Raw genomic sequence first — 12,267 nt, 5'->3', positions numbered from 1 at the left:
TTTGCGAGATCGTCTTGCTTTTCGGCAGCGCACTCGTTAGGTAGCACATCAATTCCGGGATCGGCCGCAAGGCTGGTTCCCCGCCATGCTCCTGTATGGCCGGCGCGCGCCCGTAGCTCAGCTGGATAGAGCACCAGACTACGAATCTGGGGGTCAGAGGTTCGAATCCTTTCGGGCGCGCCATTCAAACCATTGAAAACTAAGGAATTAAGCCTCCTCGCGGGGAGCGCTCTTGCATTCTCTTTCAGGCTTATACCAAGTTCATACCACGGCCCGAATCTGGCTGATTAACGGAATGGCGCAAACCCTAACGAATCCGAAGCGCGCAGCGGCCGGAAATCGAGGCAGCGGTTGACGGCAGGGCGGGGCAAGTGACTCGCCCGGCCACCCGGAGCATCGTCGTGGAAAAGAGCGGGCTACTCCTGCCTTGCTCCTGATATGCGCCTCCGCAAATCTCCAAAGAGCGGTGATTTGCGTAACTTCCGGCTGCTATGTCGCGGAGTCGAGCCACAGGCTGGCCCGCTTGCTAGACGAGTTCTGCAACTCTAGCGAAAGGCGTCGTTCGGGCCCCTCGGCCAGGAATTATCAACAGGGCAGCGGATACAGCCTCGCGAGCGTCCTGATGATCAACGACTGTGCCCGCGTGAAGGGCTCCTGCGTCTCGTCGCGGAGGTCGATCCCGTCATTCACGTCCTCGATCAAATACATGGCCTGGTCAGTGCTCATCTCGGCGTTGCCGCAGATCAGGTTCTCCTCGACCATGCCCCGCCTGAATTGGATGATGTCGGTGGCGAATTCGGTGAACGCCGCCTGCTCAGCCTCCGTTGGGGACATGGGCCAGTCAAGGAACAACTTGAAGATGCCCGAGCGGCGCGCGGTCGAGGACATGACCTTGTCGTATGCAATGACCCGGTCGGTGGCATCCCGGCGCTGCTGCAGGCCTTCCTCCGTGTCATAGGGTGCCCTGATCTTCACCGACAGGTACCAGTTGGACGCGCCGTAGGCTGCCACCGCCAGTACTAATCCGGCGAGGATAGCGTAGGCGATCCATCGGTCTTTTCGGGTAACCGGCTTCGTAGCCTCGTGACCGAACAGCGCGAGCGTCGCGAGGCTCTCCTCGCCATCGCCTACGAGGCGGTCCCATTGCTCGGCGGCCTTTGCCTTGCGGGTGTCGGCTCCCTTCCGGATCATCGCCATCGACTGCGCGTTGGGATGCTCTACGACCTCGGGGTCGTCGCCTCCGGAAGGTTGATCGACGTAGTGCCCGGCCGAGTGGACCCACGCGGCCCGCGCCCATTTCTCCGTCTCGCTCTGCGTATCCGCGTCTACACCTTCCTTGCGGGCGGTCTGGACCGCACCCACTGCAGCGAGCTGCACCGCCATTTTCGGAAATGAGGCCTGCCGCTCGCGGATGACGACATGCTCTCCGTCACCCTTCAGCCCCGCGATGTGGTTGATGTAGTCGATGCAGTAAGAGAGGGCGCCACCAGCGGCCCGGATGCGCTGGTAATGGCCAGCGGCTTCAGCCTTGATCTGCTCGATCTTTTCGTCTGCCTTGGCCATGCTTCCCCGAGCCCTCAATCCCCAACGCAAGCTCGCATCCCGAAGACGTTTTGTCGACCGACAACTTCTTGCGCGGACGTTCGCTAATCTAGCCGCAAAAGACGCGACCATGTATTGTTCGGCCAAAGAGAGGTGGAACGCCATGACCGAAAGACTTGCAGGGGTGACATCTCCAGATGCATTGCCCGCCGACAAGCCGAAACACTGGCCGCTGTTCTGGGTAATCCTGATCCCCGGTTACCTCGTGAACGCGGCCACCAGCTCCAGCTGGGCGATGGCGGCCGGATACGTCGCGGTCCCCGCGCTCGTCGGAGGATTTCTGATCCGGAGGGCGACGACGTGGAAGGGACTCATGCTCGGCTACCTGGTCTTCCTCGGCCTGCTGACGATGCTCGTCTTCCAGGACACTCGCAACACCCTCCAAGACGCCAAGGATTCAATGCGCACCGCCTGCATGACCCGGAACGCCGACGTGGCGCTGCTCCCGGCACAAGATCAGAAGGACAGGTACTGCCGTTGCTTCTCGGAGAAGATGGCCTGGCCCCTCCTGAAGCACGCAGGTATTGCGTTCCTCACGTTCAGCAAGCCCGAGCCTATCCAGAGCAACCCTCCGATGATCTCCGCTGCCAGCGCCGCGGCTGAGGTGTGCGCGGCCCGAATCTAGTCAGTCGTCGTCCTTCGTCGGCTTTTCCTCGTCCGCGTCGGCCGCGCCATTGTCCGGCTCATCGAACGGGAGCGGCATCTGCCGCATGGGCGGGATATGCTCGAGAACCTTGAGCACGGTGTACTCGCTCTTCAGGCCGGACGTGGTCTGGCGCTGAATGACCCGCACCTCGCAGCGCAAGACGTCGCCCTTCGTGAAAGGCTCGTTGTTGTTCACCTTCCGGAGGAAGTCTTCGTCGGAGATCGTCGCCGATAGCTGGCTGTTGCCGTCGAAGAACCGCCACTTGCGGTCTTCCTTGAACGCGAGCGACACGATCGACAGCGCCATGTTCCTCGTCTCGTCGATGACTACGGAGCCCTCGATCTCCGGTGCTGCGAAAAATTCGGCCTCGCCCTCCTTGATGACCACCGGGGGATTTGCTTCGCCGTCGGACGCTTTGAAGGTGTCGATGCCTTCCTTCTTCAGAGGATCGTGGACCACGCCCTCCAGCGACTTCCTGACGGCGACGTCTTGGTAGAGGCGCAACGTCTGCATCGGCACCTCGATGACCTCGGGCGGCCCCTCGACGGTGAGCGTGACGCGCACGGTGTCGGCAGTGAGTCTCTCGACCTTTTCTGGCTTGCGGCCCTTGAGCTTCCTGACGAGCCAGATCAGGCTGCCGCTCGCTCCGGAGCCGCCGACGACAAGCGTGACGAGGTTCACGGCGGCGGTGACGTCTTCGCCCGCGAGGAAAGTCTTCGCTTGCTCGTAAAGGGACTGGACGACTTCGAGGGCGATCTCGAACGACCCGGTGCCCGTGGCCGTCACGTTGACGGCGACCTTCGGGCCGTCCTGCCCGTTGAGCGCGCGGTTCGCGGCGTCGAACAGGCTGCCGACCGCGAGCAGGGCCGGAGCGAGGTCGCGGACTTCCATGCGACCTTCACGGAGGGCCTCGCCGTCATACGATATCTTGAAGCGGGCCTTGCTCATCTCTGCCACTCGTTTCCCTCCGCAAGCGCGCGTTCCCCGGGAGGTTAACTATCATATGGGGGCTTGCTTGTCGCTCACCCCGAGGCAGGCTGAGCATAGCTCCGTCTATGACGCAACGGAGCGGCGGCAGGCACCGTTGCGCCCTGGCTCTTCCAGAGGGGCTGGACCTGACACCGTATTTCCAGAAATGAGGCCGTGCCGGCTCCGCTAGAATCCTCGGCGCACAGCGCGGGGCTTCTCCCAGAGCCGGAGCGAGCCCCTTTTTCCTGGTCGTGTCCTGTGCCCGGCAGGGCATGGGAAAACATTGCCCGTTGGTGGTCCTCTCCCGTCGCCTTCGCTCGCCCATGGCCGACAAGAACCCGGAGACGGTGACGGTCAGGGGGAGTGGTGCGGGCGCAGGCCGGAGGCCGAGCCACGGTCCCCTTGTCCGTTGCTGGGTCTGGGTTCAGGTCATGAAGAGGCGAGCGGAGGCGGCGGGAGAGAATCCGGGTCGAGGGTGAAAACGGATTCGTAGGTGCAAATCCCCAAACATTGGGGATTTGAGAACCTTCGACTGCTACGTCGCAGAGATTGAGCAAACGGGGGGGTACATGGCCAAGCAACTGGCGAAGATTGGGGCGGATGCTGCCGACGTGATCGTTGGTTTCGACTACAGTAGCATTGCCGCAGAGTACCGAGAGCCGCTGCGCGCGGATGCGATGGCGATCCGCTCGAACCTGATCCTGGCGGCGGGCTACCTGATGGATACTGGTGAGCGACTCGCACGCTGGCGGGACGTGCTGCCCCATGGCGCCTGGCTCCCCTGGGTCGAGGCTGAGGCGCGAATGTCCGCACAGTCGGCCCGCGATGCGATCAACGTATTCCTGCGTTTCCGTGATAGTCCGTTGCTGTTGGAGGATTTGGACCTCGCTCTGCCACAGATCGCAATCGTGCGTCTTGCGACGGCATCTGACGCCGCGTTTGAGGATGTCCGTGACCGCCTCGTCGAAGGTGACAAATTGCGGGTGGCGGAGGTCGACGAGATCGTGAAGCGCCATCGCAGGCTGGCGAAGGGAGAGGAGAAGGCCGCCGAAGTGGTAGTTGACCCATCGTGCACCGCACCCTCGGCGGCCGACATCCTCCGGGAGTTGGCCGACAGCGCGCGCGACGAACTCGTTCCGCTTATCATTGGTCGCCTTGTGCAGGTGCTCCACGTCCTTGAGGGCTACGAGGCGCTGAAGCCGAGCAAGAAGAAGCTGGAGGGCGAACTTCGCCCGCATGCGCAATGGCTGAGCGATGCCCTCGAACAGATCACCCAGCGGCGCGCCATCTCCGATACGAGCCTCGTACATAAGACCCTGCTTGATCGGCAGCAGTATGAACCAGGCCCGTTTGCCGATGCGGCAGCCTTCCTGCGTGACATCTCCCATTCGATCGCATGGGAGAAGATCGACGCTGCAGACGTGCCAAGACTGGCGCGGCGTGGGCGGGGGGCTCTGGAAGCCATCCTCTCGCCGGAGGAGCGCCGCCCTTCTTCCGGATGATCTGACAGTCGCGCTTGACGCCTGCATCATCCTCCCTGACCATAAAAAAACACCGCCGAGGGCTGGAACCCTGTGAGGCGGTGTTTGAGGCGCAGGAATATGATGATTGTCGGCCCCGAAACTGTAAAGCCCCCTCATAGGGGGCGTTGAGCCCCCGGCTCGGATATTCCCATACCGAGCCGACGCCACCGCCTGCCCCTCCAGCCAAAAATGTTGACGAACGCCCGAAAACCCTGGGCGGATTGGCTGCACGTGCGGTCGCCGCCATGGAATCGAACGGCCCGGCGCGTCGTGGCCATGCCGACGTTCTCAAGGCCAATACGGGCTGGTACATAGATCCGGTGAAGTGGGCGCGGCGGGCGACGGCCTCCAGGCTGCTCGCCGAGCAGTCGGAGGCGATTGCCGACGCGCTCGAACGGATGGGCGAGCGCGCCCGGCTGGACTCCAACATCACCGCCATCGGCGCGGTGACGGGAATCGCGGAGGCGCTGCCTGCCTATCGCGCCATCCGCTTCCTTCCTGCCGTGGCAGCCCGTGATCGGCGTCCCGTACTCAACGGAATGAAGTATTTTATCCAGCATCATCCTCATGCCCGGTTCTTTCGGTATGCCGTCATCACCGCCTCGGAGCCTGTGCCTTTCGGCGGAGAACTCCGGAAGGAAATTCAGCGCCTGTCCCGGCGGGTGTCGAAATGGGCGACGGCAGCGCGGGATCGTGACGTTGAAATCCTGTTCCGGGGAATCGAGTTCACCCGTGCGACGGCAGCCGATCGCGATGCGGAGGCAGCGCGGCGGACGGCCTCGTCCTTCATCGGCCCGGTCGACGCTCCGCTGACGCGGCGGTTCGGTGCGGATACGGTCCTCTATCATGTTCATGCCAACATCCTGACGTGGCCGCAGCGCGCCATGAAGGATTCGGACTGGTCCGGTTTCCTGCGGATGACGTGGCGCTCAGTCAAGAGTCATTGGCAGGACAATGGCCGCATCGAAAAGGTCGAGGAACTGGTCAAGTATTGCCTGAAGCCTGCCGACATCAAGGAAGCCCCCGACCATGAAATCCTCTGGCTCTATCGGCAGACGGAGCGGCTGAAGCTGATCCAGCCGATGGGGCCGTTCGCCGCCTTCATGGCGAATCTGGAAGAAGCGGGTGAAAAGGTGGTCCGCGTTCGATCCGGCGATGACGGCCTGCTCCAGCGTGTCCGGAAGTCTTCCCGCCTAAACCATCATTCCAAGGACGGGCAGGAAGGCAGTCAGGAAGGTGATGCCGCCCAGCCCGCCCCTTCCGTGCTTGATAGTGACGACTGTGCCCCGAAGGACGACAGCCGAAAGCGGCCCAGCAACCTCGTGCTGGGCGTGTCCCTGCCCCAGTGGCGTCACACGCCTTGGGCGGAGCCGCTGATCCTGGTGCAGCGCTACGATCCCTTGGCCGTCAGCATGGCCGACCGCGCCCGGCTCGAAGACATCGACATGGAGAAAGGGCTGGCGCGCGTGGACTGGGATTCCAGCGGCGCGCCGGATCCCGCCGTCGCGCTGGACATCGCTGGTAAGGCGATGGCCGGGAGGCTTGGCCCGATTGACCTCGCCATGATCGAGGTCGATCACCAGCCCGATTCCAACCCTGTCGCGGGAGGCGAAGCCGACCGCTATAGGGTTCACACATGTAGGCCAACTGTCCCAGCCGCACCCGCTCAATCAGGGACAAGGCCGGGTGTGGCTGCGTCATGGGAAGACGATCTGCCTCAGCAGAGAGCGGGGTGGGCATCGAAACTCCCACCGCCAGATCTCGAAGACGATCTGATCCCGTTCGATCCGCCTCTTTCAGCCTTCGTGCTGGCGATGCGTGCCGAGCATGGCTGTGCCAATCCCGCCATCGCCGCATAGTCCCGCAGGGCCCTCGGAGAGCCGACGCTATGGAGCTGTCCCCGAAGGGGCGGCGGAACTAGCGGTAGTCGGTCACTAACCCTTGCATTCGTCTCCGCCGAAACAAAACATTGTCCAGAGGGTGCAGCGTCGTGCGCCGGGGATCGTCAAGGGCATGTCCTACCAGTTCGTGCATATGGAGCTTTACAGCCGGAAGGGCAGGGACGGGCGGAGCGTGGATTTCGTCCTAGCGGAAGCGGCGCGCCGTCCTGATGCCTGCCTGCACGTCCAGAATCCTGTTCCCCCGGCAGTCGTCTTCGGCGTTGATGTCGATGAGGTCCGCCACCTTCATGACGAACGCGCTGCCACCGCCAAGGCCACGCTGGCGACCGGGAAGCAAAGGGCGATCCGGCAGGACCAGAACACGCTGCTGACCGTCGTCGCCTCTCATCCTGCGGCCATGGATTCGGTTGCATCGAACCCTGCACTCGCCGACGAGGTGAAGGAATGGGAAGCCCGGACTGTGGCCTGGCTGCGCGACCAGTACGGCGTCGCACTCGTGTCCGTTATCCGGCACGTTGATGAAAGCTATCCGCACCTGCATGCCTTCGTCCTTCCCGAGGCTCCCGACCTGCGCGCCGGCGCCCTTCATCCCGGGCAGGAAGCCAAGCGCCGGGTTGTTTCCGCAGGTGCCGCCAATGGCGAGGATGGCAAGACGCTGAACAGGCGAGCCGATGTCGCCTATCGCGAGGCCATGCGGGACTGGCAGGATTCCTATTGGCAGGCGGTGGGGTTGCCTTGCGGGTTGACCCGGCTCGGCCCTGGCCGACGCCGCCTGACGCGCGACGAATGGCAGGCCGAACGGACGCAGGTCCGAGCCGTCCGCCACGCTCAGGACCGTGCTGCGCTCATCGAGGCGGAGGCTGACTCCCTCGCTTCTCAAGCCAAGGCCGACGCGGCGATCGCCCATGCCGAAAGGACGGAAGCAGACCGGATCCGTGCTGCCGCTGTCGAACAGGCTGCCATCGCCAAGCGTCTGCATGACGCTGCCGAAATGCGCCTGCGGAAGGCGCGGGCGGCCCTGTCCCGTGCCAGCGACGAAGGCAAGCGAATCCTTGGTGCGGCCCATAGAGAGGCCGACAGGCTGCGCGCCTTCGGGGGCAGGCTGCGCGCCCTCTGGGATGGTCTCCGGCGCTCCGCCATGGAGGACAGGCTGCGCGCATCAGTTGCCCGTGATCTGGCGCGGGAACGCACCCGCGCCGACGAGGCTGGCCGCCGCGTTGCGGAGGAAGCCCGTCGCCGTCGTGAGGCTGAAAGCCGGGCAGAGGATGCCGTCGCATCGGCCCGCGCCGTGGGACGGGAACGAGATGCCGCACGGCGGCAACTATCTGCCCTGCTGCCCGACCTGCGATCTGAAAAGCAACTTACACTTGGGAGGACACGACCATGACAACGGATAAGCGGACGAAGGAGCGCCGCAAGGACTGCTACGAGGTGGCAATGCGACGGGCGCGGCGGGCCCGCCGGACAGGGTTGAATCCTGTCCTCATCTGGCTTCTGCTCGTGTGCGCCTTCCTGTCTGCCGATTCCGAGGTGTGATTTTTCGTGGAATGAGGACCCTGTTTGAGGGGTAATTTTCGTCCAAACGGGACCCCTTAACGTGGGGTCATCAAAGTGCCTCCGGTTTGATCGGAGGCATTTGTGTTTTGGATGTTGGTTGTGGAGACGATTGCAAAGATACGCCGGCTGTCGCTGGTGCAGGGGAAGTCGATCAAGGCGATCTGCCGGGAGCTGAAGATCTCGCGGAAAGTGGTCCGCAAGGTGCTGCGCTCGGACGAGACGGAGTTCCGGTACGAGCGCAAGCATCAGTCCTATCCTCGCATGGGGGCCTGGCGCGAGAAGCTGGACGGGCTCCTGTCGGCGAATGCAGCGAAGCCGCAGCGGGAACGGCTGACGCTGATCCGGATCTTCGAGGAGCTTCGCGGCCTCGGCTATGACGGCAGCTACAGCTCAGTGTGGCGGCATGCGCAGGATTGGGAAGAGCAACGCGGCAGCGCCGCGGCCGAGGCCTATATCCCGCTGAGCTTTGCGCCCGGCGAAGCCTATCAGTTCGACTGGAGTCACGAGGTCGTCCTGCTGGACGGCGTGACGGTTACGGTGAAGGTGGCGCACATGCGGCTCTGTCATAGCCGCATGTTCTTTGTTCGGGCGTATCCGCGCGAGACGCAGGAGATGGTGTTCGACGCCCATGATCGGGCCTTCGCCTTCTTCCGCGGAACCTGCACGCGCGGCATCTACGACAACATGAAGACGGCGGTGGACGCGATCTTCATCGGCAAGGATCGCCGCTACAACCGCCGCTTCGCGCAGATGTGCGGACATTACCTTGTCGAACCGGAAGCTTGCACGCCGGCGTCGGGTTGGGAGAAGGGCCAGGTCGAGAACCAGGTCGGGCTGGTGCGCGAGCGCTTCTTCACGCCGCGGCTGCGCTTCAAGACGCTGGAGGACCTGAACGGCTGGCTGGCCGACAAATGCGTCTCCTACGCCAAGGCGCACCGGCACCCCGAACAGGACGGCCGCACGATCTGGGAGGTGTTCGAGGAGGAGCGCGGCAGCTTCATCCCCTATGCCGGGCGCTTCGACGGCTTCCACTGCATTCCCGCCTCGGTGTCGAAGACCTGCACGGTGCGCTTCGACAACAACAAATACTCGGTGCTGTCGAGCGCCGTCGGCCGGCCGGTCGAGATCCATGCCTATGCCGATCGGATCGTCATCCGCCAGGACGGCGTGGTCGTGGGCGAACATGCCCGCTGCTTCGGCCGCAACGAGGTGATCTACGACCCTTGGCATTACGTCCCGGTGCTGGCCCGCAAGCCCGGTGGACTGCGCAACGGCGCACCGTTCAAGAATTGGGTTCTGCCGTCGGCCATGGAGAAGGTGCGCCGCAAGCTCAAGGCCGCCGATGACGGCGACCGGCAGATGGTGTCGATCCTCACCTGTGTGCTGAGCGACGGATTGAACGCGGTCGAGGCGGCCTGTCAGGAGGCGCTCGATCACGGCGTCTCGTCGGCGGCGGTGATCCTCAACATCCTGGCCCGCCGCCGCGACCCGGCGCCGGGCACGATCCTTTCCATTCCCCAGGCGCTGAAGCTGGCTCACGAGCCGATCGCCGACTGCGCCCGCTATGACCGTCTAAGGAGAGCAGATAATCATGGAACGCACCGAGGTTCTGGAACTGATGGGCACGCTGAAGCTCTACGGGATGCGATCAGCCTATGACGAGATCATGGGCGTCGCCATCAAGCGGCAGCACGAACCTCCGAAGATCGTCGGCGATCTGCTGCAGGCCGAGATATCGGAGAAGCAGGCCCGCTCCATCAAATACCAGCTCACCGTCGCCAAGCTGCCATTGGCCAAGGACGTCGATGACTTCGACTTCACCGGCACGCCCGTCAACGAGAGCCTGATCCGCGATCTTGCCGGCGGAGCCTTTGTCGCCGATCAGCGTAACGTCGTCCTGGTCGGCGGCACCGGCACGGGCAAATCCCATCTAGCCATCGCCATTGCCCGGGCGCTTATCCGCAACGGCGCGCGCGGCCGCTTCTTCAATGTCGTCGACCTGGTCAACAGGCTGGAGACCGAGACCCGTGCCGGCCGCCAGGGGCGCATTGCCGATCACCTGACCCGGCTCGACTTCGTCGTGCTCGATGAACTGGGCTATCTGCCCTTCGCCCAGGCCGGCGGGCAGTTGCTCTTCCATCTCGTCTCGAAACTCTACGAGCGCACCAGCGTCATCATCACCACCAATCTGGCGTTCGGCGAATGGCCCACCGTCTTCGGCGACGCCAAGATGACCACTGCGCTGCTCGATCGCCTGACGCATCACTGCGAGATCGTCGAGACCGGAAACGAATCCTGGCGCTTCAAGAGCCGCTCTCAAAGCTAAAGCCAAAAACCAACGAACCGCACCCGATCAGGCTGTGCAACCCCGACCAGCTTCGCCTGATCGGGCGCTAACCGCCGTGCCCTTCATCAACCCCAAAACCGGGGTCCCTTTTGCACGAAAATACAGGGTCCCGATTCCACGGTCATTGACAGCCTCTTCCAGAGCAGCGACGCAGAAGTCGGCTTCCATCGTGTTCGACAGCCGCCAGGCCAGCACCTTGCGGCTGAACCAGTCCATGATGGCGACAAGGTAGAGGAAGCCGCGCCGCATCGGAATGTAAGTCACATCCGCACACCAGACGTGATTGGGCCGCTCGATCGCCAGATGCCGCAGCAGGTAGGGATAGATGCGGTGCTGGGGATGCGGCTCGCTGGTCTTCGGAGCCTGGTAGATCGGCGACAGCCCGATCTTGCGCATCAGCCGTCGAACCCGCTTGCGGCCGACACACCAGCCTTGACGCCGCAGATGCCGCGCCATCTGCCTGGAGCCATACCAGGGCATTTCCATGAAGGCCTCGTCGATGATGCGCATCAGTTCCAGGTTCTCGAGCGTCTCGCCGGCAGGCTGTCGATAGAACGACGCCCGCGAGATCGAGACCAGTTCGCACTGGCGGCGGATCGAGAGCCGGTTGTGATCGGGATCAATCATCATTCTCCTCCGATCCAGGCTCAGCGATCGAAGGCCTTGGCCAAAAAATCCCGCTCCACGACGAGCTGGCCGATCTTGGCGTGCAGCTTCGTCACCTCGGCTTCCCGGCCGACCTGCGCATCCGAAGCCCTGTCGTCGAACGCCTTGGCCAGGTTCTCAATGGCCTGCCGTTTCCACTGGGTGATCTGGTTGGGATGAAGCTGGTGCTTCGTCGCCAGCTCCGAAATCGTCCGCTCGCCGCGGATCGCCTCAAGCGCGACCTTGGCCTTGAACTCGGCCGTAAACCGTCTGCGTGTCTTCATGCTGGATCGTCCTTCTCATCGGAAGATCCACCTTAGGCCCCTGTCTCGGAAACCGGCACCACCTCAGAATACCTTGGTCCGGTCAGGCGAACAGGAATTGAAGAAGCTCTTGAAAGGTTCCTGATTCGGAAAAAAATCCTGAGTAAAAATATACTCTGTGCCGTTCAGCAACGATATCTTTATCATTTCGAAATCGGACCAGTTCCTGAAGTCAAATAACTGGCTCGGTGCACCCGCAGATGAAATGGTAGCCTTGTCATAAATGCTGTGGAGTTTGTTCGTATTCGAACGCGAACAATAGAGCGCATCCACAGCACGAAACTCTCCGTTATCACGGCAAGCATTCACGTACTTGCCGCCCCATTGTCCTACAACAATGCCGTGGTCTCCATTCGGGATGATCCGCTTCGTCGCCACCGCCCACTCACCACGCACCTTGTAATAGTCCGGATTGAAGGAGTCCCTAGTTACATCAGTGAGCGGGTTCGGAAATAGGCCGATTTCTGCCGTTTTCATTGCGGGGAGATTCTTGCCGACTGCAGCCACGGTCACTTGCATGCTGGTAAAGTCACATGAGAAGACAACCTCGTAATCGCTCCCCTCAGAAGTTAGTCCGATATCGCTCGCCGTTTGATCAGTATATGGATCGGAGGTCTCTTCCGCAAAAGCGTTGTCATTATTCCCCTTGGCTAGGTCGATAGGAGGAAGTAACGATGAATAGTGTTGCAACCAGTCACTTAAGATTGCCGCCTGGGTTTGAAGCCTTTTTCTGAGCGCCGGATCGTTGTTCGTA

The 12,267-nt window shown here is 62.5% G+C and carries 10 protein-coding genes, 1 tRNA gene and 1 pseudogene; 8 read left to right on the top strand and 4 right to left on the bottom strand.

Translation table 11 applies throughout. The features are described from left to right. The first annotated feature begins 106 nt into the window (after nucleotides 1–106). Nucleotides 107–183: transfer RNA gene (locus ACTDI4_RS04335), tRNA-Arg, on the top strand. 402 nt (nucleotides 184–585) lie between these two features. Here the strand turns inward: ACTDI4_RS04335 and ACTDI4_RS04330 are convergent. Continuing rightward, nucleotides 586–1,563 carry a hypothetical protein gene (locus ACTDI4_RS04330; protein ID WP_442839984.1) on the bottom strand — a complete coding sequence of 326 codons (978 nt, stop codon included), beginning with the start codon at nucleotides 1,561–1,563 and terminating at the stop codon, nucleotides 586–588. Nucleotides 1,564–1,705: 142 nt separating this feature from the next. Here ACTDI4_RS04330 and ACTDI4_RS04325 point away from each other — a divergent pair, with 142 nt between their 5' ends. After that, the gene (locus ACTDI4_RS04325) at nucleotides 1,706–2,227 is read left to right on the top strand and encodes a hypothetical protein (protein WP_442839983.1); all 522 of its coding nucleotides are present in this window, start codon (nucleotides 1,706–1,708) and stop codon (nucleotides 2,225–2,227) included. Here the strand turns inward: ACTDI4_RS04325 and ACTDI4_RS04320 are convergent, their stop codons facing one another. Beyond that, nucleotides 2,228–3,196, bottom strand: coding sequence for a hypothetical protein (locus tag ACTDI4_RS04320; RefSeq protein WP_442839982.1), 969 nt, complete (start codon nucleotides 3,194–3,196; stop codon nucleotides 2,228–2,230). Between the two features lie 590 nt (nucleotides 3,197–3,786). Here ACTDI4_RS04320 and ACTDI4_RS04315 point away from each other — a divergent pair. The 6 genes from ACTDI4_RS04315 to istB all read left to right on the top strand — a co-directional run bounded on the left by ACTDI4_RS04315 (nucleotide 3,787) and on the right by istB (nucleotide 10,524). Next, nucleotides 3,787–4,719 (top strand): hypothetical protein, encoded by a 933-nt coding sequence (locus ACTDI4_RS04315; RefSeq protein ID WP_442839981.1) that lies wholly within the window; start codon nucleotides 3,787–3,789, stop codon nucleotides 4,717–4,719. Nucleotides 4,720–4,985: 266 nt separating this feature from the next. After that, entirely contained in the window at nucleotides 4,986–6,599 is a 1,614-nt protein-coding gene (locus ACTDI4_RS04310; RefSeq protein WP_442839980.1) for a hypothetical protein, read from the top strand. Nucleotides 6,600–6,753: 154 nt separating this feature from the next. Continuing rightward, entirely contained in the window at nucleotides 6,754–8,028 is a 1,275-nt protein-coding gene (locus tag ACTDI4_RS04305) for a hypothetical protein (protein ID WP_442839979.1), read from the top strand. Further along, nucleotides 8,025–8,177, top strand: coding sequence for a hypothetical protein (locus ACTDI4_RS04300; protein ID WP_442839978.1), 153 nt, complete (start codon nucleotides 8,025–8,027; stop codon nucleotides 8,175–8,177). Before ACTDI4_RS04305 ends, ACTDI4_RS04300 begins: the two co-directional genes overlap by 4 nt. Nucleotides 8,178–8,288: 111 nt before the next feature. Continuing rightward, nucleotides 8,289–9,857: an IS21 family transposase gene (istA, locus tag ACTDI4_RS04295; RefSeq protein WP_442839288.1), complete on the top strand. Its 1,569-nt coding sequence runs from the start codon at nucleotides 8,289–8,291 to the stop codon at nucleotides 9,855–9,857. Beyond that, on the top strand, nucleotides 9,790–10,524 hold the full coding sequence (istB, locus tag ACTDI4_RS04290; protein ID WP_442839287.1) for an IS21-like element helper ATPase IstB: 735 nt from the start codon (nucleotides 9,790–9,792) through the stop codon (nucleotides 10,522–10,524). The genes istA and istB overlap by 68 nt, the downstream gene beginning before the upstream one ends. A gap of 147 nt (nucleotides 10,525–10,671) precedes the next feature. Here the strand turns inward: istB and ACTDI4_RS04285 are convergent. Further along, nucleotides 10,672–11,474: pseudogene (locus tag ACTDI4_RS04285) on the bottom strand (IS3 family transposase); the annotation flags it as partial. 63 nt (nucleotides 11,475–11,537) lie between these two features. After that, nucleotides 11,538–12,203 (bottom strand): hypothetical protein, encoded by a 666-nt coding sequence (locus ACTDI4_RS04280; protein WP_442839977.1) that lies wholly within the window; start codon nucleotides 12,201–12,203, stop codon nucleotides 11,538–11,540. Nucleotides 12,204–12,267 lie beyond the last annotated feature (64 nt).

Origin of the sequence: Mesorhizobium sp. PUT5, assembly GCF_052216645.1 — a bacterium.
Taxonomy (GTDB): domain Bacteria; phylum Pseudomonadota; class Alphaproteobacteria; order Rhizobiales; family Rhizobiaceae; genus Mesorhizobium.
This window is presented reverse-complemented; position numbering and strand designations above follow the sequence as displayed.

What these genes read in the sequence shown, in the direction of transcription:
- ACTDI4_RS04330 (WP_442839984.1), bottom strand. Translation starts at nt 1,563, where the DNA reads ATGGCCAAGGCAGACGAAAAGATCGAGCAGATCAAGGCTGAAGCCGCT.
- ACTDI4_RS04325 (WP_442839983.1), top strand. Translation starts at nt 1,706, where the DNA reads ATGACCGAAAGACTTGCAGGGGTGACATCTCCAGATGCATTGCCCGCC.
- ACTDI4_RS04320 (WP_442839982.1), bottom strand. Translation starts at nt 3,196, where the DNA reads ATGAGCAAGGCCCGCTTCAAGATATCGTATGACGGCGAGGCCCTCCGT.
- ACTDI4_RS04315 (WP_442839981.1), top strand. Translation starts at nt 3,787, where the DNA reads ATGGCCAAGCAACTGGCGAAGATTGGGGCGGATGCTGCCGACGTGATC.
- ACTDI4_RS04310 (WP_442839980.1), top strand. Translation starts at nt 4,986, where the DNA reads ATGGAATCGAACGGCCCGGCGCGTCGTGGCCATGCCGACGTTCTCAAG.
- ACTDI4_RS04305 (WP_442839979.1), top strand. Translation starts at nt 6,754, where the DNA reads ATGTCCTACCAGTTCGTGCATATGGAGCTTTACAGCCGGAAGGGCAGG.
- ACTDI4_RS04300 (WP_442839978.1), top strand. Translation starts at nt 8,025, where the DNA reads ATGACAACGGATAAGCGGACGAAGGAGCGCCGCAAGGACTGCTACGAG.
- istA (WP_442839288.1), top strand. Translation starts at nt 8,289, where the DNA reads ATGTTGGTTGTGGAGACGATTGCAAAGATACGCCGGCTGTCGCTGGTG.
- istB (WP_442839287.1), top strand. Translation starts at nt 9,790, where the DNA reads ATGGAACGCACCGAGGTTCTGGAACTGATGGGCACGCTGAAGCTCTAC.